Below are 22,907 nucleotides of genomic sequence, written 5' to 3'. Positions count from 1 at the left end.
CGCCTGTTTGACGCCGGCTCAGTAAAATCCGGGAGGCGTTTTTCCGGAATAGGGAGGATTCCCTAGAAGTCGAACAACCCCATCTCCATGGCGTACAGCGCCGCTGCGGTCCGGCTGTCCGCTCCGATTTTCGGATAAAGGTTCTGCAGGTGATTATCGACCGTCTTGGGAGACACGCCGAGAATGCGCGCGATCTCTTTGTTCGCCTTGCCGAGGGACACTTGGCGCAACACCTCCGCCTCGCGGTTGGTGATGCCGTCGGGCCAGACCTTCTGCGCCTCGCGCGTCTCCCCGGCGGCGTCGAGGACATGGCGGGTCTCGCGGCGGGGAAGCCGCCCGGCATGCACCTCGGCGAGGAGCATTTCCGCGGCCTCGCCGCTGCTGAGTGCGCCGCGCGTCGGCTGATCATGCGTCAGTTCTTGAAACAGGTTGGCCGCGGCCAGCAGCGCCGGACCCCCGTGCGAAAGCCGCGTGCGCCGATGCGTGCCGGACCCATCGGCGCGCTCATTGACCGAACAAGCCGTATCGCAGAGCGTCGCGAAGAACTCGGTCGTGCGCAGCACCTGTTCGGTGTGGAACGTGGCACTGTCGGCTTGCGCCTGCTCGATCGGGTTCAGCGCTTCGCATTTGTCCCAGATGCCATTCGGCACGGCGTTCCGGCCGATGTCATGCAGCAGGCCGCTGTCGAAGATCGCCTGGCATTCCGCCTCATCGTCCAGGCAATCGACCGCTCCCTGGAAGGCAAGCCCGGCCACCTGGCGCGAATGGCCGGTGAACCAGACCGACTTGAGGTCGGTGAAATCGGCAAAAGCCTTGGCCACTTCCCGCATCCCGCCCGCGTTGGTGAGGACGTGGGGAGCGGGTTCCTCGCGTAAAAATGCGTCCCACTCGCCGCCCTGTTCAAGCCCCTGCGTGATGCCCCTCGGGTCTTCGAGGAAGATGTCGACAGCCAACGGATCGAACTGGCCGCCGCGCCGCGCCTTGGCCACTTCGACCATCGAGACAAGTCCGCCGGCGCGCCGGTGCAGTTCCGCAACGGCGGCGAATTCCACAAGCAGGCTCTGCTTCATCACTTCGGGCCCGGGCGGATGGATGGGATGCTGGTCATCCCAGCGGCATTCCAGCCGGGCCAGCGCCGGCATCACATCCTCGGGCACGGGCAATCGCCGCGCCAGCGCCACCGCCTGCCGGCAATGCGGCTGGCCGAGCGCCATCAGTTCGGGCCCCATTCCCACGCACATCTCGATGAGTTCGCGCCGCTCTTCGAGCGGGCGGTCCGGGGCGAAGATCGCCTCGAGTTCAGCGCGGACGCTGTCCGGATCGGCGGGATCGGCACGGGTCAGGGCCAGGTATCCCGTCAGCTCGTCGCCAAGCGCGATCTGCGCCGTCTCGGACGATGTCGACGTGCAGCCGATGAATCTGAGAAAGCCGGTATAATACAGCGAGGACAGATCGGCCTCGCTCAGCCCCATGCGGCGCCCGATGCGAACCGCGATGACCGACGCCGCAACGGACGTGCCTGGCGGATTGCCCGCCGACATATCGGTGGCCATCGACAGCGGCGCAAGAATTTTTGCCAACCTCACGATACATTTTCCCCCCATTTTTAAGGGGAATTTGCATCAAATTTCCAGGTTGTTCAATGACGCGACGGTCCGGCCTCGGGCCTTGAGGATGCGGGTGCCGGCTGCTTCTGAAAGACGATCCCCGGCAGATGGGCCATGAATACGCCTGGCTGCCTGAGCGGCCCGGTCGTCAGCCCGGGCGCGATATAGCTGATCCGGCAACCACGAGGTGCTCACTCGAATATGTCGGCGATGGCGGCCTGTTCGGCCTCCTCCCATCGACGTATGACATCGCCTACCTCTTCGATTTTCTCGTCGCTGAGATGATGCGCACCTTCTGCGTCGATGCGGCACAGGCTGAACGGCTCACCGACATGGGGAGAAGTAAGGTCGAGGGCCCGCAACACTCGCAGGACCGCGGCACAGCCGAAGCGCAGTGACCGCTCGGCCAAGTGAAAGTGGGATAGCAGCGAACTGGCCTGCTGCGCCATTGGCGCACCACTGCCAATGGCGTGGAACCCGATATCGGCGTAGTGCCCGATCATGCCGGAGGGTGTAATCTCCAAGATCCACGGCTCGCCATCTCGCCATCCAGCCGCCATCACGTAGGCCGACGGCGTCCCGCCGCCTTCGTCGCCAGGCACGTCGGGGATGAACGTGTCGTAGTGATGGCGGAGGATCGGCAGGACCTGTTCCTGTAGCGCTCGTCCGATGTCGGGTGCCTCCAGGATCGCAGCGCTGTTGGCATTGAAACTGCGTTCGACATCGGTCAGCACCGATCGCGCGCCACTGCCACCCCAGGCCGCCAACTCGCCCAGGGGGTGAAGCTTTTCCGCCGGATATGTCATGCCTCGCCCCTTGTCTGTGATCTGGGAGTCCGAACCGAGGACGACTCCATCCCGGCATACGGTGGCAAGCACGACAGTCATGTAACGATCCTCTAAGGTCAGGTGTCTGGGACATTCCGGTTAGGCCCGGTATGGCTCGTGGCTCGAAATTCATGCCGTGACGGTCAAGACCGCGACATGACGCATTCCCCATTCCGCCTGCCTGCCTCGGCGACCGGCCGAAAGGCCGTAACCCGCCTCGGTTCGAATGGTTCCAAAAGGACATTTGTTTGCCTTCAGAGCCAAACGCGAAAAGACATGCGCTGCCAGAAACGAATGTCGATCAAAAAAAGATCGAAACGCCGCCGGTTCGGGGCGCAGGCCAATCCCGCGCGGTCCAGTTCGAGGTCCGTGCGTTGCATGCGGCGGCGAGCGTCGGATTGAAGTGGGAAGGACTTCATCCGTGGCGGATGGCGGATGGCAGATGCCCGGTACGCCTGATCTGCGCCTGCCATTTACCGTTGCGTATGCGGATAGTAGCCATGCGTTTGCCCTTTAAGGGAGACCAGAGTGGGGCCGCCACAGAATGGACTTGTCCAGACGCCACCACGCCCAGAAGGCAAATCAGCCGGCGATCTCGGCAATGGCGGCAGCGACGTAGACCAGAACAGTATTCACTACGCGCCCCGTTGCTCGCGGGAGCGGGTAGCGAAAAGCGCGTCGAGGATGGGACATTCCGGAGTTTCGCCCCCCTCGCAACGCGCGGCGGTGACGGACAGCGTGCGCTCCATGCGGCGGAGGTCGGAGATCCTTTTTCGTATGGCTTGAATGTGGTGCACGGCCGCATCTTTCACCTCGCCGCAAGTGTGGCCGCCGTCCACAAGGCCAAGCAGGTTCCTGATCTCGTCAAGTGTGAAGCCGAGCTGGCGGCTGCGCCGAATGAAAACGAGCCGTTTCAGATGGGCGTCGGAATAGAGACGGTGACCTCCCTCCGTGCGAGGCGGCGGCGGCAGCAGTCCGACCTTTTCGTAGTAGCGGATCGTCTCGATGTTGACTGTTGTCCTTTGCGAGAGTTCGCCAATGCTGAAGTCGCTGTTTGTCCCCATAAATTTCTCCTTGAATCTGTAGTTGCTACAGATTGTAGACTGAATCTGAGTTCGGAAAAACAAATAGCGAAGCAGTGAGCCATGGACACGCAGGACACAATGGAGAAGGCGCCCGATCTGACGGAAACGCGGACAGCGCCTGGCATGCTTGCGGCAGGCGGCCTGCTGGGCGCGATCGTCGCTTCGTCCTGCTGCATCCTGCCGCTCGTCCTTTTCAGCCTGGGTATCAGTGGGGCGTGGATTGGTAACCTCACAGCTCTTGCACCCTATCAGCCGGTCTTTGCGGTCGTGACGCTCGGGCTGCTCGGATACGGGCACTACCTCGTTTATTGGAAGCCCCGGCGGTGCGCCGAAGGAGACGCGTGCGCCCGCCAGCTTCCCGACCGAGCAGTGAAAGTCGCGCTCTGGTCGGCGACTATGTTGATCGCGGCGGCGCTCGTCTTCCCATACGCCGCTCCGGCGCTTCTCGGAATCTGAAGGAGAAAGAATATGACGCGCATCTTTGCAGCGCTGATCGCAGCAACATTGATAGCCTCCGCTCCCGCACTTGGCGGCGAGCGGACCGTAAAGTTGTCGGTCGAGAACATGACCTGCGCGACGTGCCCCTACATCGTCCGGCAATCGCTCGCTGGGGTTCCGGGCGTCAGGCAAGTCGACGTCTCGTTTGAACTTAAGACGGCAACGGTCACCTTCGACGATGAGACAGCCGACATTGCAGCATTGAGGGCCGCAACCACGGGGAACGGTTTCCCGTCACAACTGGTCGAGACGCCGGGCGGCTGATCGAGAAGAACCTGCTGCGCACGGGCGTTATCGGAACGGCAATTGTGGCGCTGTTCTGCTTTACACCGGTTCTGGTGATTCTGCTCGTGATCGTTGGCCTGTCGGTACCAATCGGCTGGCTCGATTACGTGCCGTTGCCTGAGTTGGCTGGATTCATCGCGGTCGCGGCCTATGCGATCTGGCGAAAGCAAAGGACGACATGACAAAACTGGAGAGCACGATCACCTGTCCGCACTGCAGGCATCGTCAAACGGAGATGATGCCGACCGATGCCTGCCAGTTTTATTACGATTGCCGGGGCTGCGGTGCCTTGCTGCGCCCCGAACCGGGCGACTGCTGTGTCTATTGCACATACGGTTCCGTCCCGTGTCCTCCGATCCAGGATGCAAAAGCCGGAAGGGAGAGCGGAACCTGCTGCGCAGGGCCGTTCGTTGGTGAATGACCATGCAGAAATTCGACTTGATCGTTATTGGCACGGGAACGGCGGCGCGCGTGGGCGCGATGCGCAGCCGGTCGGCGGGGCGCTCCGTCGCCGTGATCGACTGCAAGCCCTTTGGAGGCACCTGCGCCCTGCGCGGCTGTGATCCGAAGAAGATGCTGGTCGGCGGGGCTGCCGCAATCGATCATGCCAAGCGCATGCAGGGTAAGGGCGTGGCGGGCATGCCTCGCATCGACTGGCCCGAACTCATCGCCTTCAAGCGAAGCTTCACCGATCCCGTGCCGGAGAAGCACGAGGACAGCTATGCGCACAAGGGCATCGCCGCCTTCCACGGACAGGCGCGGTTCATCGGGCCGAACAGAGTTGACGTCGAGGGAACGGTGCTCGAAGGCACGCATATTCTGATCGCCACGGGCGCAAAGCCGGTGGCGCTCGGAATCGTTGGCGAAGAATATCTGATCGACAACGAGGAGTTTCTGGCCCTCGAAACCCTGCCCGGACGAATAGTCATGGTCGGCGGCGGCTATATTGCGGCAGAGTTCTCCAATATCGCGGCGCGCGCCGGAGCGCAGGTGACGGTCCTGCAACGGGGCGAACGAATGCTGACGCATTTCGAGCCGGAGCTGGTCGGGTGGCTGATGGAGAGTTTTGAGGCGGCCGGGATCGAGGTGCGCACCGGCACTGAAGTCACGGCGATACAGAAGGCCGGAACCGGATACCGCGTCACGGCCGCATCGCGCGGGCAGGACATCACGATTGAAGCCGATCTGGTCGTGCATGCCGCCGGGAGGGTTCCGAACATCGGCGGCCTCGATCTCGGCGCGGCCGGGGTTGCGGTGGAGAATGGCCGCTTGCAGCTCAATGAGTATCTACAAAGCGTCTCGAACCCTGCCGTCTATACTGCGGGTGACGCATCCCAGGTGGGACCGCCACTTACGCCGGTATCGAGCCATGACGCCAAGGCGGCTGTCAGCAACATCCTTGAGGGCAACGCACAAAAGCCGGACTATCGCGGCGTCCCGAGCGTCGCCTTCACGCTTCCGCCGATCGCGGCCGTGGGCCTGAGCGAAGAGGAAGCGCAAAGGCAGGGGCTAAAATTCAGCACGAAATCGCAGAAGGCCTCGGATTGGTTCACCGCCCGGCAGACGGCGGAGCCGGTCTACGGCTTCAAAGTGATGGTCGAGGAAGGAAGCGAGCGGATTCTCGGGGCGCATCTGGTCGGCCCGCACGCCGATGAGGTCATCAACCTGTTTGCGCTCGCGATCCGGCACGATCTCACCGCGACAGCTCTCAAGCAGACAATGTTCGCCTATCCGACCGGCGCGTCGGACATCGGCTACATGCTTTAGGTAGGAAGAATGATGAACGACATGATGGGCGGCGGCATGATGTGGGGCATGGGCCTGATCTGGCTGCTCGTGCTCGTCGTATTGGCGCTCGCGATCGCGGCGCTCGTCAAATACCTGCGAGGGTAGCCGATCGCCGTGCAAAAAAAGCGGTCCTTTGCCCTGTAGTTCGTGCTTTACCGGGCTCCCGTCGGCGAAGTCAGCTCGCGGCGCGCTTCTCCGACATTTTAGGCAGCGCTGCGACGGCTGATCCCAGATGAGAATCGGACCTAATGCCAGAGGCATCGAGGAGGGTCCCAAATGTGTCCCACGCCGCATCAATAAACAGTCCGCCGCGGGACGTCGATTATAATGCACGGATATATATGGAAAATGGCGCACCCGACAGGATTCGAACCTGTGACCTCTGCCTTCGGAGGGCAGCGCTCTATCCAGCTGAGCTACGGGTGCAGCCGCACCGCCTGCAAGATGCGCAAGCGGGAAGCACCCGCGTCTCTTAGCCCAACTCATCCGCCGCCTCAAGGCCTCGTTTGCCGCGGATTGCCGTCCATCCGCGCGATCATCTCGCGGGGCACGTCACAGCTTCGAACCCTGTCGGCCGCGCGCCGGGGATGCGCCTGGCAAAAAGGCGCCGCAACCGCAAGCGCAGTCTTTCTGAACGCACCAGCCTACTTGGCTAATACACCAAAAGGGATGAAGGGCGTCGTCATCGCCTCGGTCAGTATCGTGCTCGAGGTCGAAGTCTTCGACGAACTTGCCGCCCGCCTCGATGTGTTCGAGGCCGTCGCCGCATGCGCCCGCAAGATTGAGGTGGCGATCCGGCAGGAGCGCCCGGACAGCACTGTCTGAGATCCCGCTGCAACCACGCTGGTTACGAAGGGTGTCAGGTACAGTTCCGTGGCGAGCGATGGACCCGAGGGGCGGCGTCTACTGCTCGCCAACCTTCGCGTCTTTCACCAGGCGATAGAAATCATGCGTTGCGCCGAGATACGCCGACCCCTCGGCTGATAAATGTGCATTGTCGCGATAGATGAAAATATCGCCGATGCGCGTTCGGCATGGGCCACCATCGCAGATCAAGTCGGCGAGCATGACAACCGGGATCTGGCTTGCCATGTCGGTGGCAAATTCGAACCGGGTGCGCACGAATGGGATGATATCGGAGCGCTTGAAGTCGCAATGGGTCTGTGAAAGGCCAAGCATTGCCGCCTTCGCCAGACAGGCGCCGAGATCAATGCCGTTCGCCGGAGCCGGCGATACCAGCACGACTTCCTTTCCAAGCTGCTTTAACGTGTCGATGGTTCGCGAGAGTGCCTGACGCACCCATTCGTGTTGCAAGGTGTGAGTGACACGCCCGTCCCGATGATAGATTTCGGCGCTGAGGATGGCGAAAGCTGAAGACAGGACGACAGTCTCGATCCCGGGATTGCCTTTGATCCAATCGAACACCTGGTCATTGAATTGAATGCAGCGCCTCGATGAGGCCATCGGATAGCTTTTGTTGATCAGGGCGCCCCCTACGACGGGACTGCATGCGGACATCGTGTGTTGAACCATCCGGATGTCCGGTCGCGAAGCGAGGAGGGCGGGCGCCAAATGCATCGCATAGCTGTCTCCCCACAGGACGAGTTCCGGGTTTTCATGCGTGCGGCAATGGGTCGAAAGGGTGAAGGCGAACTCGCAATCGGAATGCAGCCCGAAATTGAGAGCCAGCTTCTCGCTCAGGCCCATCTCGGCATAGGTCCTTCCCGATACCATGGCGCGCTCCGGGACCCCGTCATTCAGCACGCCCATAGCCCCCACGGCGGACAACAGGCCGATCGTCATCACGGATGCTCCGAGAGCCATTCTCCGGGAGCTGAAAAAGCGCGCATCGTGGCGGCGAAAGGGCTGCTCGACCCATCGCCAGCTTGCATAGGCCAGCATGACGGAAGCCAATGACAAGAGCAGCATCAATCCGGTGGAAGGCTCGTCGAACAGGCGCAAACGCGTAAAGGCGAAAAGCGGCTGGTGCCAGAGATAGATGCTGTAGCTGATCAGCCCGATACCAACGAGCCACCGGTGCGACAGCACCTGCGCCGCCATCGTCCTTTCCCCGGCAAAGAGGATCACACATCCGGTGCCGATGACCGGCAGCAGGGCGTACAGGGACGGGAACGGCGTTGAGGAATCGAACCAGAACACGGGAATCACAACCAACGCCAGACCTGCTGCTGCAAACGCCTGGTTCGGGGCGATCGTCCGGTTGGTGAGTATGACACCGCAAATTGCGCCGATCAGCAGCTCCCAGACACGCGTCGCGGTAAAATAGAAATTGAAGTCCGGAGCGTTGCGCCACCCCCATTCGCAAAGCAGAAAGCTTCCTGCCGCCACGGTGACGAGCAGCGCCAGAAAACGTGTTTGGCCAAAGCGCCAAAAGGCGAGTGTGACGAGCGGTATGACCAGATAATACTGCTCTTCGACGGCCAGACTCCAGGTGTGGAGAAGCGGCTTGAGCTCGGCATCGGCTGTGAAATAGCCGGATTCCTGCCAAAACTGAAAGTTCGACGCGAACAAGCTGACGGTGATCAGGCTTTTGGCGAATTCTTCGAGCTGCGACGGCTGCATCCACAGCCAGGCAAACGGAATGCAGCAGATCATGACGGTAAACAGCGCCGGGAGAATGCGTCGTGCTCGTCGCTCGTAAAATCCGAGGAGCGAGAACGAGCCGTCGCGCATGCCTTCAAGGATAAGAATCGACATCAGATAGCCGGAGATCACGAAGAAGACGTCCACGCCGATATAGCCTCCGGAGAAGGCAGGAATGTCGGCATGGAATAGTACGACCGGAAGCACCGCGATCGCCCGGAGACCATCGATTTCGGGCCGGTAGCGCATGGATATCGATTCAGTTGAAGCTGCGGGAGACGATGTTCTCGTCGGTGTTTCGTTACTCTGCAACATGAGCCGAGATCCCGACAAACGATTTGTTCACGCCCGGGGTGCGGAGACAGTTTCTTGCACGACATCGCACGCCCTTGCGACGCTTGCCTGAGGCGCAATGCCGCAATGCACGATCCCTGCTCGACGGAACCCTATCTTCGCTGGCGGATTGGGTCAGGTACCATTTGGCTGCAATTTAAAGTGAGAGGACTTGGACATGGGATACACGATCAACCGCGTGATCGCCGATGCGAGCTTCGAGGACGTCGATGAGCGGGTCCGTGCCGCGCTGCAGGATGAGGGTTTCGGTGTTCTCACCGAGATCGACGTTCAACAGACCATGAAGAAGAAGCTGGACAAGGACATGCCGGCCTACCGCATTCTTGGAGCCTGCAATCCGCAGATGGCCTATCAGGCCCTGCAGATGGAGCCGCGCGTCGGCGCCATGCTGCCTTGCAACGTGATCCTGCGCCAGACGCCGGACGGTGTCGAGATCAGCGCTGTCGACCCGGTCGCGTCAATGAGTGCCATTGAGAATTCCGAGCTTCATGCCGTCGCCTCACAGGTGCGCGACCGCCTCGAGAAGGCCGTCAACGCCAGCTGAACCGCCTTTCGCTCTCGGCTGGCCACGATACGGTGCTGTGCATCCGGCGCCGCACCACCGGGTGAGAAGCTGGCGGGAGGCGCCGTTGCGGCGCTCTAGTTGACATCGGGACGAAAGACGCATTGCCTTTATCTGCCGCCGCAGAGCGACTGTTTGCCTGCGGCGCCGCGCCAGGCCGGAGACAGACAATATGGCAAAGAGCAAGCGGGAATTGCCGGCCGGGCTGGTGCATGCAGTGCCGCCCGACATGCATGCGGCACTGACCGCCACGGCGGAAATCACCGCCCTGTGGCAGGATCTGACCGCGATCGGCCGCAACGAGTTCCTCTGCTGGGTGGAAGATGCGAAACGGCAGGAGACCCGCGCGCGGCGCATTCAGCGCACGATCGAAGAGCTTCTCGACGGGCGCAAGCGCCCGTGCTGCTGGGCCGGCTGCATTCACCGCACCGACAAGAAGCCGGGCAAGTGGCAGCAGGCGGTCCTGATCGACAGATCAGCGAAATCCTGAGCCGCGCGAGCTTGGTGGTGCTGCTATCAGAACGGCCGCCTGAGGCGCGCCACCCACGCCAGCGGTGCCGGCAGCGGCCGGCGGGCGGTGGCCAGCCGCAGCCGGTCGCGCGACGGGCCGTCGAGCCGCCCCAGCTTCAGCGGCACCATCGCTCCCCCGGGCAGGTCGACCGCGTGCAGCATCGCCGCGAACCTCTTGCGGAAGATTTCACGGCTTTCGCGATGCGCCTCGGAGATGTAGCGCGTGCCTGCCTTGATCGAAGGATTGGTGTTGATCTCATAGACCTGCACCTGGCCGTCGCCATAGCCGAGATCGGCGCGGCCATAGTCGATGCCGGCCAGCTCAAAGGCTTTGCGCACCGCCGTGCTGACATGGTCTTCGCGCATGATCGTCAGATGCCGCTGCATGATCTCATCATCGACGAAATCCATGTCCGGCGATTTGACATCCCAGTCCTGTCCGACGAGCAGTCCGGCCAGCGTGTAGCGATCGCCGATCCGATACACCGAGAATTTTTCGAACAGTCCGTCGTCCAGACGATCGGCGCAATATTCAACGACAAGCAGACCCGTCAGCGGCACGCCGGACCTCTCCAGCTCCGCCAATCGCTGCTCAAGTGCATCCTGGTCGGCAATCAGACCGCCGATCGGTCCGGCATGGTCGGCGGATAGCCGGATGAACACCGGGAAGCGCCGCGGCCGCGGATGGCTTTCGGCGGGATAGGCATCGAAACTGTTGAGGCCGTGCTCCTTCAGGCTGCGCAACAGACCGAGCCGGATGCGCACCCGTGCCGGCACATTGAGAAAACGAAAGCCCGGTCTGTCGCGGTAAAAGCGCTCGATATGCGAGGCTAGCCGGACCTCGGCCGGGTGCATGCGTTCAAAGTCGGTGAACACGTAGGTGCCGGGCCGCAGGCCGCGGCTCGCGAAAAAGCGCTCATAGCTGATGGCGCGGGTCGCCGGCATCATCGGCCCAAGGACGCGCCCGCGCAGGGCGCGAAACGTATATAAATGCCGGTAGCAGGCGATGAAGGTGATCATGGCATGACGTGGTCGTGGTACTGGCGGGTGATGTGAATGCCCTCCTTCGGCACTCGCGCGGCGATCAGCGGCGCGACCGGGGCGCCCGTGCGGCAGGCGACCATTGCCGCCAGCAGATCAAGTCCCGCCGCCGCGTCCATGCTGGTGCCGGCGCCCGGCCGCAGATTGAGATCGGTGATCACGGGGCCAGTCTCCGAACGCATCGTCTGAAAGCAGATCGTGCCGCGCTGATGCAGTGCTTCGCCAATGCGGAAGGCGATGTCTGACAGTTTGTCATCCTCGTAAAGCCGCGCCGCCACGCACACCCCCGATTTTGTGATCAGGCGCTCGCGGGCCAGCGAACGGTGGTGTCCCGTCACGTGGTCGTGAAAGGAATCCACCGTGATTTCCGGGCTCTCACACACCTCCTGAATGATCAGGCTGTCGCGCACCGCCGGGGAAAGATCCCGCACGTCCTCCGCCTGCATCAGCCGGCTGCCGCGGCTGCGGTTGCCCTTCAACGGTTTGACGAACACCGGCCCGCTCTCGGGCAATTCGTCGACAGCAAAACGACGCGGCACGCGAATGCCGAGATCGATGAGGAAATCATAGGCCGCGTTCTTGTTGCGGGTCAGTTCGCCGGCCCGCGCGCAGGACCACACGGCCACATCCCCGCCGGGACGCAAGGCGCTGTCCAGGGCCAGAATTTCGTGATCGTTGAGCGGCGCATAATCAGTGATCGCCTGTGACCGGATGATCTCCAGCACATGGCCGGCGAATGCCGGTGAATCGATCGCCGGCACCTGTACATGGCGATCGGAGAGCAGCGAAGCGGTCACGAGGCTGGCAGGATGGCTGTCCGTGGTGACGATGCGGATATCGGCGTTCCAGACGCGTCTGATGCTGCGCGCCATGGCGTCGACCACCCCGGCCTCGGCCGCGCAGAGAAGCACTGATCGCAAGATTCCCACCCTGTTCATGTGCCCCGCCGCGAAACTAGCAACAGCGAAGAGGTCAAACAAGGCCAAGGGGCGCGATCCGCTTCACAGCCGCAAGCAGGTCCGACGATGCGTTTTTCGCCGGGTCCTGCTGCGCAATCCCGGCCAAATGCAAAAAACCGGCGCGGGAGGGTTCCCGGCGCCGGTCATGCGGGTTTCGCTTTCAATCGCGAAGTGTCAGTCGTAGGCCTGCTTCAGCCGGTCAGCGAGGCGTTCGCCTTCGCTCACTTCTCCATAGGCCCGCTGCAGCACGTTGCGCGTCTCCGGCTGCCAGCCCTGATCCTTCAAGGCATCCTCGAACTGGCCTTTCAGGTAATCCTCGCCCTCCTCGACACGGTCGACGGCCGCTTCGTCGTTATCGGCGAAGGCGCTGGTGATGCTGACCCAGGTATGGTGAATCGAGCCGGCCACGCTGCCGTCCTCCTGGCGATCTTCGCCAAGTCGCTGCAATTCACCATTGAGCATATCGACGAGTTGGCGCCGTTTCGCAGCGGCGTCGTTCAACACCTGCTTCAATGCATTCGACTCCGCGTTGTCGGCCGCCTGGCGGTAGCCTTCGGCGCTGTCGATCGTTGTCTTCACCAGGGATTTCAATTGGCTTGTGTCTGCGGTCATTGGGTTCTCCTTCTTGATGGAAGGTTAACTCGTCGGTGGCCAATTGGTTCGCGCTGAAAATCAAATAAGCTGCTTGCCGGGGCCAGCGTCTAGACGCTGCGCCCGGCGGCAAATCCTGAGGCCCAGGCCCAATGAAAGTTATGGCCGCCGAGATGTCCGGTGACATCGACGACTTCGCCGATGAAGAAAAGCCCGCGAACGGTGCGGCTCTCCATCGTGCTCTGCGAAAGTCCATCGGTCGCCACCCCGCCGAGCGTCACTTCAGCCGTGCGAAACCCCTCGCTGCCGCCTGGCCGGAAGGCCCATCGGTGCACCCTTGCGGAAATGGCAGCGAAATGCCGGTTGGACAGATCGGCGAGACGTTGCGACGACAGGCCGAGATCGACGGCAAGCTGCTCCGCCAGACGACGCGGCACGCACTTTGCCAGCACGGTCTCGACGCTGGCTTTCGGCCCCTCCCGGCGCGCCGCGATCAGCTCTTGTTCAAGGTTGAGCTGCGGTTGCAGATCGATTTCGATGGCTTCCCCATCGCGCCAGTACGAGGAAATCTGCAGAATGGCCGGCCCGGACAGACCACGGTGGGTAAAGAGCATCTGCTCGTCGAACTGCACCTTGCCGACGCGCGTGCGCACCGGCAGACCGACGCCCGACAGCTTTCCCCAGTCCCCGGCCATGTCCGAGGGCCAGGTGAACGGCACCAGTCCGGGGCGCGGCGCCACCAGCTGATGGCCGAACTGGCTGGCAATGTCATAGCCAAGGCCCGTCGCGCCCATCTTCGGGATTGATTTTCCACCGGTTGCCACCACCAGCGACGTCACCTGGTAGCGGCCGCTGCCCGTGCGCAGGACGAAGCCGCCCTCGGACGCGGCCGCGATGTCATGGATGGGATCACCGAGAGACAGCCGGCCACCGGCCGCAGCGAGTTCATCGGTCAGCATTGCGATGATCTGCTTGGAAGAGCCGTCACAGAACAATTGTCCGAGAGTCTTCTCGTGCCAGGCAATGCCGTGCTGCTCGACCTTGGCGATGAAATCCCGCGGCCGGTATGCGCTCAGCGCTGACTTGGCGAAGTGCGGATTGTCGGAAAGAAAATGCTCCGGACCGCTGTGGATATTCGTGAAATTGCACCGTCCGCCGCCGGAAATGCGGATTTTTTCCCCCGGCGCCCTGGCATGATCGATGACGATCACCGAACGCCCGCGCCGCCCGGCTTCAATGGCACACATCAGTCCGGCTGCACCGGCTCCAAGGATCGCGACATCGTAGGTCAGGGATTGCGGCAGGATAATGTGCTCCGGGACAGGGCAGGGCGGATTAAGACACGATGCAAGGGCTTGGCGTGCGGCCTTCCGCCGCCGCGCCGCATCACGATGGCGGCTTCATCCAGAGCGATCTACAAACTGCCCGGCGCGCGCGCAACGAAAAACGGCCGGGTCGCGAGGATCCGGCCGTTTCCATAAGGGTAAGTCTGCGCGCAGCTTACGGGCAGCGTGCCGTGTAAACGCGGCCGCTGGAATCGCGGTAGCGGCAGTAACCCGGCGTCGTTGCAGCGCCGATAAGTGCGCCTGCGGCACCGCCGATGAGGGCGCCAGTGGCAATGCCGCTGCCGCTTGCGCCGGTCGCTGCTGCCACAACGGCCCCGGTTCCGGCGCCGACGGCGGCGCCGCCTGCGGCGCGCTGTTCGGTGGTGGTGCAGCCGGCCGCTGCAAGAAGGGCAATCCCTGCAAGGCTTGAAGTGAAGATACGCGTCATAAATCCCTCCTTGGGGTGGTCAGCTTAATAGGTATAGTCCCGATATGCGGATTTCCGCCGGTCGGTTTCCAGAGTTTGACCCTCATGGTGAAGGATGACAAGTGTTGTCGCCATTAACGCCAAACTCATCGTTAGTGCCACCAGTGCAATCAACATGTCGGAACTCCCTCTCCGGCTCGTATCCGTCCATTCTCAAACGGGCTTCGGCTGAAAAAGTTGCATTACCCTTGCAAAAAAGAGGGGCCCGGTTGGTTCGAGCGTCGAAATCGGGGCGTTGCATCACCCCGTCATGGCTGCCGCTTGCGGCCTCGCCCCGCCAGGTCAGGTCCGCTTCGCTCACATCCTCCCAACTGCAACGATCCGGTCGGTCTGGCGTTCTCCCCCAGTATCAGCAAAGGAGAGATTTATGTCCGACATCCGGTTGAAACATGATGGGTGGGTCGTCGTCGCCGATGGTTCGAAGGCCCTTTTTCTACGCAATTCCGGGGACGAGATGTACCCGCAACTGGAAGTCTTTCGCGAGGAGGAACAGGACAATCCGCCAAGCCGGGAGCAGGGCGCCAACCGGCCCGGACGCATGGGCGATGCGGGCAGCCACCATCGCTCGGCGGTGGCCGACACCGACTGGCATCAGCTCGCCGAGGACCGCTTCGCCAAGGAACTGGCGGAAATCCTCTACCGTCAGGCGCACAAGCAGAAATTCGACCACCTGGTGCTGGTGGCTGCGCCGCACGTGCTCGGCGAAATGCGCAAGGAACTGCATAAGGAGGTCACCGACCGCCTGATTGCCGAGGTCGACAAGGATCTGACCAATCACCCGGTCGACAAGATCGAGAAACTTCTCCTCGCCTCTGCAGCCTGAAGCCGGTCCCGCCGCTACCGGGACCAGCCCCCGGTCGCCTTATGGCGGCCGCGGGGCAGGGGGGTGCCGTCCCCTCGCTTCATCCCGGCAGCGATAATCTGCCTGTCGCAAAGATAGTGGTGAAACCCGCCCGACCCCTCTTGAAATTTGCCCCTGACGGCTTCACTTGTGCGATGCAGCAAATTCGTGTCGCGCCGCCTCGTCGCAATTCCTCCCAGACCGCGACGGGCGAAGTATGGCCTGCTGCGCCGTGCCGGCCGGCGCGATCAAATACCGATCCGAAGGAGATATTTATCCATGACCCTCAACAAAGTGCCTGATGTGACGTTCCGCACGCGTGTCCGCGACGAGTCGATCGACGGCCCGAACCCGTTCCGTTGGGAAGACAAGACCAGCGCCGATTACTTTGCCGGAAAGCGTGTCGTTCTGTTTTCGCTGCCGGGGGCGTTCACGCCCACATGCTCGACCTACCAGCTTCCCGATTTTGAAAAGCTGTACGCGGAGTTCCAGGCGCAGGGCATTGATGAGATCTACTGCATTTCCGTCAATGATGCCTTCGTGATGAATGCCTGGGGCAAGTCGCAGAATCTCGAAAACGTCAAGCTGATCCCCGATGGCTCGGGCGAGTTCACCCGCAAGATGGGCATGCTGGTCGCCAAGGACAATCTCGGTTTTGGCATGCGCTCGTGGCGCTATGCGGCGATCATCAATGACGGCAAGATCGAAAAGATGTTCGAGGAAGAGGGCTTTTCCGACAATTGCGAGACGGATCCCTATGGCCAGTCCTCCCCGCAAAACATCCTCGACCATCTCAAGAGCGCGCAGTCTCAGGCTGCCTGATCGCCGAAAACCGGCCGTAAGTACCACCCCCGCCGATTGGCGGGGGTTTTTATTGTGCGTCCGCGAGCCTGCCCTGGCGCTCCCGCTTCCCAGGCTACTGTATCGCAGCTATTGATCATTCCAGCGCAATTTGTCGTTTGAAATTCACGGAGACCTGGCGTCGAAATGGGGCACACCGCGAAGGACCGGGCCAACCCGGAAGCTGCCGCTGCAGCTGGTTCGCAGCCGTTCTGTCCGCCGGCGATATCGCAACAGATGAAGGTCGAATACGGACCGGGTACATTCAGCCTGCTGCGCGATCTCGGTCGCTCCGAAGACCTGGCATTTTCGCCGGATGGGCGGCGGATTGCTATTGCAGGGTTCATCAAGAACCGGATTGCCGTCTTCGATATCGAGCTTGTCAGCGCCGGCCATGGTCTCCAGACACTGCATCTGCGCCGCGGCGCCATGATCGAGGCGGACGCGCTGCAACGCCCGCACGGAGTTGATTTCATCACCAGCGAGTGCATCCTCGTGGGCAATCGCGGCGGCTGCGTGCAGGTGATCGATGTGCAAGGGACCTTGCCGGAGACAGGAAAGATCGTCCCGCGCCACATGCCCTCTATCAGTCGGGTCGGTTACACGCATCGCCTCGGCCAGCCCGGCTCGGTCGCCGTCCTGCCGCCGTCTGCGCGTTTTTCATCGGCATCACTCACCGGAAATGAGCGTCGGCAGGTGCTGATCTGCGACAATGCCAAGGATCGTATCACACTGCATCCGGTCCCGGCGCCGCGCCGCCGGTGGCCGTTTTCATTGCCGGATGGCCAGATACTGCTCGCCAATGGCCTCGATCTGCCGGACGGACTTGCTGTGAGTTCGGACGGGCGCTGGATCGCGGTCAGCAATCACAATACGCACAACGTTGCCATCTACGAACGCGCACGCGGCTTGAACCCCACGACGCCGCCGGCAGCCCAACTTGGCGGCGTCAACCACCCGCACGGTCTGGCCTTCTCGCCTGATGCGCGCTGTCTTTATGTCGCGAGCGCCGGTGCGCCCTGCGTGTCCCGCTTCCGCGACGACACCGCAACATGGCACGGCTCCTATGCGCCCGATAAGGTCATCCGCGTGATGGACGATCACACCTTCCAGCGCGGGCGCGACAACCCGGCAGAGGGCGGGCCGAAAGGCCTCGCCATCCATCCCTCCGGCTCGGTCATGGCGCTCACTGCGGCGCATTACACGCTGGCGGTGTTTGACTTGAAGTCGGCATTCGCCGGCTGAGCCCTGACTGCTACCGCGCGCTGGTACAGCACCAGGCTGTAGGCGAGCAGGGAAAACCCGATGTAAAGCTCGCGGATCTCCGAGAGTTCGTACCCTCTGAGAAGCTCCGACCCCTCCGCAAGGAAGATCACCTGGGAGCTCGCGTAAATGAGGGCCAGCAGATAAAGCCCGAAGCGGATTTTCCAATTCTGCTGCCGCGCAATGTGCAGGCAGATGAACAGACCGAGGAAGAAATACACCTGGAAGATGAGAATATGCCACGCTTCGAAGATCAGCGTGCAGACCGGCATGGCCAGGATCGCCATCCACAGCGGCGGCGCATAGTCGGCGTGGTCGCGCAGCAGCGGAACGCGTGCCAACAGCGGCCACATCCAGGGCAGAACCACGAAACAGCCGACGGCAATCGTGTAGTACACGGCCTCAAACCGATGCGTGTAGAAATTGTGCAGGTTCGTTTCGTTCTGGATGTTTCCGGCAAACAGCTCCTCGGGCGTGCCGAAACCAAGCCAGTGCTGCCCGTAGGACATCTCCTCCATCAGCAACACGAACGTCACCAGTGCCAGTCCGATCAGCACCCCGAAGCCGGGAATGCGGCCGAACAGCATGAAATGTCCGCTCGCCCTCAGACGCCAGGCGGTTGCAAGCAATGTCAGCACCGCGCCCGCGAGAAGGAAATCCGTCACCGCGGCGATGGGCTGGGTTTCCTCGATCATCGGACCGAGGATTTCCGGCGAGAACACCATCACCAGGCTGACAAGCACCAGCAGGCCGGCAGCGATAGCCATCGCGCCCGCCATCAGAGTGTCCGCTGCGTATCCCGAAGACCTATCGGGCACATCCTTCAAGGAGGGGCGCAGTGCTCGAAACAGGAGAAGGGCGGCCACGCACGACAACGCGATACGCACCATTCCGAATAGCGACAGATCGAGTTCAAACGGCTTGAAAAGAAAGCCGTACCCATACCCCCAATAGGAATAGAGCGCGGTGCCCAGCACGATCACAACGGCGCCCGCGGCGGCCGGAAGGCGTACAAGTATATCCTCGGGAATATAGTTAATTTTTCCTGACGAAAGCATTGTTATACCCCAATAGGTTATCATTCCCGTCCCAAATTACACCATGTTGCAGGCGGACGATGAAAATTCTTGAGATTTGTTTAACGCCGCGGTGGGACAGGGGTGCCCGGCGGGGATGGTGGTCTTGCGCGACGGCCAGGAGGAGGGCCGGGGTGTCGCGGTCGCGAGCCCGTTTCAGTTCATCTCGAAGTCGGGAAGAGTTTCGAACGCCACCCGTAGCGCATCCGACCAGCCCTCGGAGATGCGGCGGTAATAGCTGTCGTCGGGCAGGAAGCGTTTTTCAAAACCGCGTGCCAGTGCATCGCGGCGATAGACCTGCATGTCGAGGGGAAAGCCGACCGAAAGGTTTGATGTCAGGGTCGAATCGAAGGAGACGAGCAGCAGTTTCGTTGCTTCCTCAAAGCTCATATCCTTGTGGAAGGCGCGCACCAGGATCGGCTTTCCGTATTTGTGCTCGCCGATCTGGAAAAAGGGATTGTCCTGGGTGGCCTCGATGAAGTTTCCTTCCGGATAGATCAGGAACATGCGGGTGTCGCCGCCGGCCACCTGGCCGCCGAGAATGAAGGTCGCCGAGAAAGCCGCCTCGCTCTGCAACCCACCGTCGCTTGCCGTCTTGATCACCTCCCGTACGGTTTCACCAACCAGCTGCGCCGTTGCGAACATCGATGGCGTGTCCATGATCGACGGGCTGCGATCATCAACCGGCTTCATGTGTTCTTCGAGAATGCTCACCACGGTCTGTGTCGTCGCCAGATTGCCCGCCGAAAGCAGCGTAATCAGCCGGTCACCCGGCTTCTCCCAGGAGTACATCTTGCGCACGCTCGACACATTGTCGACGCCTGCATTGGTGCGCGTGTCCGACATGAACATCAGACCGCGATCGAGCTTGAGACCGACGCAATAGGTCATGGCCGCAGTTCCTTGCATCGCTGCGGCACACGCCGCCGCGCACTTCGCTATGTGACCAGTCTAGGGCGCGAAGATTGCGCGGGTCTGGATGGTCAGATCGCGAATGCTCTAACGATTTCGCTGCAATGTGCTAGTGAAAAATGCGACCGGCCGGTGCTACCCACGCAAATTGTTCACTGTTCGACCGTGATCGTCACCGACAGCATCTCGTTGCTGGCGCCGGCCTGCACGCCGGACACCGGCGCCGCGTCGTGGTAGTCGAACCCGTGCGCCACCACCACATAGTTTTCGTCGGGCGATTGATCGTTGGCCGCATCGAACCCGACCCAGCCGAGGCCTTCGACATGCGCCTCCGCCCAGGCATGGCTCGCCACCTGCTGCTCGGTCCCCGGCATGTGCAGGTAGCCCGATACGTAACGGGCCGGAAGTCCCATCAGCCGTGCCGCGGCGATGAAGGTGTGCGCGTGATCCTGGCAGACGCCATGGCCGGCCGTCAGAGCATCCTCGGCACTCGTTCCCGCATGGGTCTGGCCGGTTTCAAAATGAATGGCTTCGTTCAGGGCCGATTTCAGGCCATGCAGCCGGTCGAGATCCGTGTCTCCCGCAATGGATCGGGTTAGCGCGCGGATCGCCGGTCCCGGCCGTGTCAACGCGGTCTCACGCTGGTAGAGCCACAGCGGCATATAGGCCGTATGCCGCCCGGTAATGCCGGCAGTGTCGAAGGTCTCAACCGTCCCCATGGCCATGATGCGGATCTTGTCCTGCGCGTCGGCGATGCTGGCCAGTTCCACCACATTGCCGAAGTGATCGCTATAGCGCGCCTCGATCGTGGCGCCGATCACCTGCGAACTCCAATTGACCACCTTCTGCGTCGCCCCGTCAGCGGGTGTCAGCCGCAACCGCTGCAGGGCGTAATTGACCGGGCTGGTATAGGTATATTCGGTCATGTGCGAGATCTTGAGCAGCATCCGCGTCAACCCGGGTAGAACTGGTAGGCTTGCGAAATCTCGTGCCCCAGCCGGTTGTTCTGGCCCAGGAAATCCTCGAGAAACTCATGCAGCCCGGAGCTGACGATCTGCTGGATATCTCCCTCTTCCAGCATCGCCTTGATCGCCTCTGCCGTGTCGTGGGCCGGGTGCCGCTGCCCGTAAAGCCGTTCGAGAATGGCGAGATTGTTGACGATCTTGTCATGGCAGTAAGCCAGTGAACGCGGCATGCAGTCATTCAGGATCAGGAAATCGGCGATATTCACCGGGTTGTAGTCGGGATCGTAGGCCCAGGTGTAGGACCGATGCGCCGAAACCGAACGCAGAATGGATTCCCACTGCACATTGTCGATCGTCGTGCCGATATAGGAGGAGGCCGGCAGCAGCACGTAATACTTCACGTCAAGAATGCGCGCCGTGCTGTCGGCCCGCTCGATGAACGTGCCGATGCGGGCGAAATTGTAGACCTCGTTGCGCAGCATCGTGCCGTGAAAGGTGCCGCGGATCAGGCTGCACTGGCGTTTGATCTGATCGAGAACCTGCGGAAGGCTGGCCGGGGCCACTTGCCGCTTCAACAGCGCCTTGGCGCTGAGATAGCACTCATTGGTCGCTTCCCAGGCTTCGCGGGTGAGAGCCGTGCGCACCATGCGGCCATTGCTGCGCGCCAGTTCGATGGCCGAGGCGACACTCGAGGGATTGCTCTTGTCGCGCAACAGATAGTTGACCGCTTCGGCAGCGGTGACCTGATCATGTGCGGCCATATAGGCGGCGTGAACGCCCGCACTTTGCAAGACGGATGCCCATTCCTCATCACTGCCCTGCATGCTGGTCAGCGACATCCGCGAGCCGGCATCGATCAGGCGTGCGGTGTTCTCGGCCCGCTCGATGAAGCGGAACATCCAGTAGAGTCCATTTGCGGTTCTGCCCAGCAACACTGTGTCAGTCCTCCAGCACCCAGGTGTCCTTGGTGCCGCCTCCCTGGCTCGAATTGACCACCAGAGATCCTTCTTTCAGCGCCACCCGCGTCAAGCCGCCGGGAATGATGTGGATTTCCTTCGATGACACCAGCACGAACGGTCGCAGATCCACGTGGCGAGGGGCGATCCCTTTCTTGACCAGGATCGGCACCGTCGACAGCGACAGCGTCGGCTGTGCAATGTAGTTGTCCGGCTTGGCGCGCAGCTTTTTCGCGAATTCGGCGCATTCCCGCTTGCTCGCCGTGGGCCCGACCAGCATGCCGTAGCCGCCCGAGCCATGCACTTCCTTGACGACAAGATCGGGCAGGTTATCGAGCACATAGGTGAGACTGTCGGCCTCGGAACAGCGCCAGGTCGGCACGTTCTCGAGTATGGCTTTGCGCCCCGTATAGAACTCGACGATATCCGGCATGTAGGAATAGATCGCCTTGTCATCGGCGATGCCCGTGCCGGGCGCATTGGCAATGGTGATGTTGCCGGCCCGGTACACATCCATGATACCGGCGACGCCGAGCGCCGAATCGGGATTGAAGGTCAGGGGATCAAGATAGTCGTCATCGACGCGCCGATACAGAACATCGATCGCCTCATAGCCCTGCGTTGTCCGCATCGCCACCTTGCCATCGATCACCCTGAGATCGGAGCCCTCGACCAGCTCCACACCCATCTGGTCGGCGAGATAGGCATGCTCGTAATAGGCCGAATTGTAGCTGCCCGGTGTCAGCACCGCGACACGCGGTTTGCCCATGCATCCGGGCGGCGCCACGCCCGACAACGAGCGGCGCAGCAGCTTCGGATAGTTTTCCACCGGCCGCACCTTGTTCTGGTAAAACAGCTCGGGAAACATCTGCATCATCGTTTCGCGGTTCTCGAGCATGTAGGACACGCCCGATGGTGTGCGTGCATTGTCTTCGAGAACATAGAACTGGTTCTCGCCGGTCCGGACGATGTCGGTGCCGATGATGTGCGTGTAAACGCCGCCGGGCGGGCGCACTCCGATCATTTGCGGCAGGAAGGCGTCATTCTTTTCGATCAGCTGGCGCGGCACACGGCCGGCCTTGATGATTTCCTGCTTGTGATAGATGTCGTCGAGAAACGCATTGAGCGCTGCCACCCGCTGCTCGATCCCCTGCGACAACCGCCGCCATTCCGGTCCCGAGATGATGCGCGGCACGATGTCGAACGGGATCAGCCGTTCCGACGCGTCCTCCTTGCCATAGACAGCAAAGGTGATGCCCGTCTTGCGGAACACGCTTTCGGCTTCCCGGGATTTGCGGAAAAGATCCGATATTTTCTGATTGGAATACCAGTCGTGGTAGTTCTTGTAGGGCTGGCGCGGCTCATTCTCCGCAGTGAGCATTTCATCGAACGGCAATGGCAATCCCCTGATTAAAAAGCATTTGAACGCAGCATTGCCGAGAATGCAAGTGTCCAGCGGTACACAACGCAACTCCCGCAAATTGCCGCGGCTTGCCTTGCCAGACGCAAGAGACTAACGACAAGCGCGCAG

25 protein-coding genes and 1 tRNA gene are annotated in these 22,907 nt (G+C 61.6%); 11 read left to right on the top strand and 15 right to left on the bottom strand.

All coding sequences use genetic code 11. The features are described from left to right. Positions 1–62: 62 nt before the first annotated feature. The 3 genes from KY465_RS07040 to KY465_RS07030 all read right to left on the bottom strand — a co-directional run bounded on the left by KY465_RS07040 (position 63) and on the right by KY465_RS07030 (position 3,498). Positions 63–1,586, bottom strand: a complete 1,524-nt coding sequence (locus tag KY465_RS07040) for a LuxR C-terminal-related transcriptional regulator (RefSeq protein WP_219200977.1) — start codon at positions 1,584–1,586, stop codon at positions 63–65. A 212-nt stretch (positions 1,587–1,798) separates the two neighbouring features. Further along, positions 1,799–2,494: an Ntn hydrolase family protein gene (locus tag KY465_RS07035; protein ID WP_219200976.1), complete on the bottom strand. Its 696-nt coding sequence runs from the start codon at positions 2,492–2,494 to the stop codon at positions 1,799–1,801. A 575-nt stretch (positions 2,495–3,069) separates the two neighbouring features. Then, complete coding sequence (locus KY465_RS07030; RefSeq protein WP_219200975.1) at positions 3,070–3,498, bottom strand: MerR family transcriptional regulator; 429 nt, start codon at positions 3,496–3,498, stop codon at positions 3,070–3,072. Positions 3,499–3,579: 81 nt separating this feature from the next. On the opposite strand from KY465_RS07030, the gene KY465_RS07025 reads away from it, so the two are divergent. The 5 genes from KY465_RS07025 to KY465_RS07010 are packed head-to-tail and all read left to right on the top strand — an operon-like array spanning position 3,580 to position 6,069. Further along, positions 3,580–3,975: a mercuric transporter MerT family protein gene (locus tag KY465_RS07025; RefSeq protein WP_219200974.1), complete on the top strand. Its 396-nt coding sequence runs from the start codon at positions 3,580–3,582 to the stop codon at positions 3,973–3,975. Between the two features lie 12 nt (positions 3,976–3,987). Next, the gene (locus KY465_RS07020) at positions 3,988–4,281 is read left to right on the top strand and encodes a cation transporter (RefSeq protein WP_219200973.1); all 294 of its coding nucleotides are present in this window, start codon (positions 3,988–3,990) and stop codon (positions 4,279–4,281) included. Further along, complete coding sequence (merF, locus tag KY465_RS18775) at positions 4,218–4,484, top strand: mercury resistance system transport protein MerF (RefSeq protein WP_346432625.1); 267 nt, start codon at positions 4,218–4,220, stop codon at positions 4,482–4,484. The genes KY465_RS07020 and merF overlap by 64 nt, the downstream gene beginning before the upstream one ends. After that, positions 4,481–4,723 carry a GDCCVxC domain-containing (seleno)protein gene (locus KY465_RS18620; RefSeq protein WP_255561514.1) on the top strand — a complete coding sequence of 81 codons (243 nt, stop codon included), beginning with the start codon at positions 4,481–4,483 and terminating at the stop codon, positions 4,721–4,723. Before merF ends, KY465_RS18620 begins: the two co-directional genes overlap by 4 nt. 2 nt (positions 4,724–4,725) lie before the next feature. After that, positions 4,726–6,069 carry a dihydrolipoyl dehydrogenase family protein gene (locus KY465_RS07010; RefSeq protein WP_428982955.1) on the top strand — a complete coding sequence of 448 codons (1,344 nt, stop codon included), beginning with the start codon at positions 4,726–4,728 and terminating at the stop codon, positions 6,067–6,069. 370 nt (positions 6,070–6,439) lie between these two features. Here the strand turns inward: KY465_RS07010 and KY465_RS07005 are convergent. After that, positions 6,440–6,516, bottom strand: a tRNA-Arg gene (locus tag KY465_RS07005). A 243-nt stretch (positions 6,517–6,759) separates the two neighbouring features. Here KY465_RS07005 and KY465_RS07000 point away from each other — a divergent pair. Then, on the top strand, positions 6,760–6,915 hold the full coding sequence (locus tag KY465_RS07000; RefSeq protein WP_219200971.1) for a hypothetical protein: 156 nt from the start codon (positions 6,760–6,762) through the stop codon (positions 6,913–6,915). A gap of 78 nt (positions 6,916–6,993) precedes the next feature. Here KY465_RS07000 and KY465_RS06995 read toward each other — a convergent pair whose 3' ends face one another. After that, positions 6,994–8,943: an acyltransferase family protein gene (locus KY465_RS06995; RefSeq protein WP_219200970.1), complete on the bottom strand. Its 1,950-nt coding sequence runs from the start codon at positions 8,941–8,943 to the stop codon at positions 6,994–6,996. 262 nt (positions 8,944–9,205) lie between these two features. Here KY465_RS06995 and KY465_RS06990 point away from each other — a divergent pair, with 262 nt between their 5' ends. After that, a complete protein-coding gene (locus KY465_RS06990; protein ID WP_219200969.1) occupies positions 9,206–9,592 on the top strand; it encodes a DUF302 domain-containing protein in 387 nt (128 codons plus the stop codon). A 190-nt stretch (positions 9,593–9,782) separates the two neighbouring features. Further along, positions 9,783–10,100 carry a YdeI/OmpD-associated family protein gene (locus tag KY465_RS06985; protein ID WP_219200968.1) on the top strand — a complete coding sequence of 106 codons (318 nt, stop codon included), beginning with the start codon at positions 9,783–9,785 and terminating at the stop codon, positions 10,098–10,100. Positions 10,101–10,126: 26 nt separating this feature from the next. Here the strand turns inward: KY465_RS06985 and KY465_RS06980 are convergent, their stop codons facing one another. From KY465_RS06980 to KY465_RS06960, 5 genes are all read right to left on the bottom strand, one after another. Further along, complete coding sequence (locus tag KY465_RS06980; RefSeq protein WP_219200967.1) at positions 10,127–11,140, bottom strand: hypothetical protein; 1,014 nt, start codon at positions 11,138–11,140, stop codon at positions 10,127–10,129. Next, positions 11,137–12,072 carry an ATP-grasp domain-containing protein gene (locus tag KY465_RS18770; protein ID WP_219200966.1) on the bottom strand — a complete coding sequence of 312 codons (936 nt, stop codon included), beginning with the start codon at positions 12,070–12,072 and terminating at the stop codon, positions 11,137–11,139. Before KY465_RS18770 ends, KY465_RS06980 begins: the two co-directional genes overlap by 4 nt. A 222-nt stretch (positions 12,073–12,294) precedes the next feature. After that, on the bottom strand, positions 12,295–12,732 hold the full coding sequence (locus tag KY465_RS06970) for a ferritin-like domain-containing protein (protein ID WP_219200965.1): 438 nt from the start codon (positions 12,730–12,732) through the stop codon (positions 12,295–12,297). Positions 12,733–12,821: 89 nt separating this feature from the next. After that, positions 12,822–14,015 (bottom strand): BaiN/RdsA family NAD(P)/FAD-dependent oxidoreductase, encoded by a 1,194-nt coding sequence (locus KY465_RS06965; RefSeq protein WP_428982983.1) that lies wholly within the window; start codon positions 14,013–14,015, stop codon positions 12,822–12,824. Between the two features lie 196 nt (positions 14,016–14,211). Further along, complete coding sequence (locus tag KY465_RS06960) at positions 14,212–14,484, bottom strand: YMGG-like glycine zipper-containing protein (protein WP_219200963.1); 273 nt, start codon at positions 14,482–14,484, stop codon at positions 14,212–14,214. Between the two features lie 406 nt (positions 14,485–14,890). Between KY465_RS06960 and KY465_RS06955 the strand changes: the two genes are divergently transcribed. From KY465_RS06955 to KY465_RS06945, 3 genes are all read left to right on the top strand, one after another. Next, positions 14,891–15,346, top strand: coding sequence for a host attachment family protein (locus KY465_RS06955; protein ID WP_219200962.1), 456 nt, complete (start codon positions 14,891–14,893; stop codon positions 15,344–15,346). Positions 15,347–15,643: 297 nt separating this feature from the next. Then, positions 15,644–16,186 (top strand): peroxiredoxin, encoded by a 543-nt coding sequence (locus tag KY465_RS06950; RefSeq protein ID WP_219200961.1) that lies wholly within the window; start codon positions 15,644–15,646, stop codon positions 16,184–16,186. Positions 16,187–16,351: 165 nt separating this feature from the next. Next, positions 16,352–17,449: a YncE family protein gene (locus KY465_RS06945; protein ID WP_219200960.1), complete on the top strand. Its 1,098-nt coding sequence runs from the start codon at positions 16,352–16,354 to the stop codon at positions 17,447–17,449. Here the strand turns inward: KY465_RS06945 and KY465_RS06940 are convergent. From KY465_RS06940 to KY465_RS06920, 5 genes are all read right to left on the bottom strand, one after another. Next, complete coding sequence (locus tag KY465_RS06940) at positions 17,404–18,525, bottom strand: hypothetical protein (RefSeq protein WP_219200959.1); 1,122 nt, start codon at positions 18,523–18,525, stop codon at positions 17,404–17,406. The two genes, KY465_RS06945 and KY465_RS06940, sit on opposite strands and share 46 nt — an antisense overlap. A 174-nt stretch (positions 18,526–18,699) precedes the next feature. After that, positions 18,700–19,434: a proteasome-type protease gene (locus KY465_RS06935; RefSeq protein WP_219200958.1), complete on the bottom strand. Its 735-nt coding sequence runs from the start codon at positions 19,432–19,434 to the stop codon at positions 18,700–18,702. Positions 19,435–19,607: 173 nt separating this feature from the next. Next, a complete protein-coding gene (locus tag KY465_RS06930; protein ID WP_219200957.1) occupies positions 19,608–20,402 on the bottom strand; it encodes a transglutaminase family protein in 795 nt (264 codons plus the stop codon). Positions 20,403–20,407: 5 nt separating this feature from the next. Beyond that, the gene (locus KY465_RS06925; protein WP_219201710.1) at positions 20,408–21,352 is read right to left on the bottom strand and encodes an alpha-E domain-containing protein; all 945 of its coding nucleotides are present in this window, start codon (positions 21,350–21,352) and stop codon (positions 20,408–20,410) included. Positions 21,353–21,359: 7 nt separating this feature from the next. Next, on the bottom strand, positions 21,360–22,757 hold the full coding sequence (locus KY465_RS06920; RefSeq protein ID WP_219201709.1) for a circularly permuted type 2 ATP-grasp protein: 1,398 nt from the start codon (positions 22,755–22,757) through the stop codon (positions 21,360–21,362). Positions 22,758–22,907: the final 150 nt, after the last annotated feature.

The organism is Neohoeflea coraliihabitans (assembly GCF_019334345.1).
In the GTDB taxonomy this organism is placed as follows: domain Bacteria; phylum Pseudomonadota; class Alphaproteobacteria; order Rhizobiales; family Rhizobiaceae; genus Pseudohoeflea; species Pseudohoeflea coraliihabitans.
The sequence above is the reverse complement of the archived record's forward strand: the minus strand, read 5'-3'. Positions and strand labels throughout refer to the sequence as shown.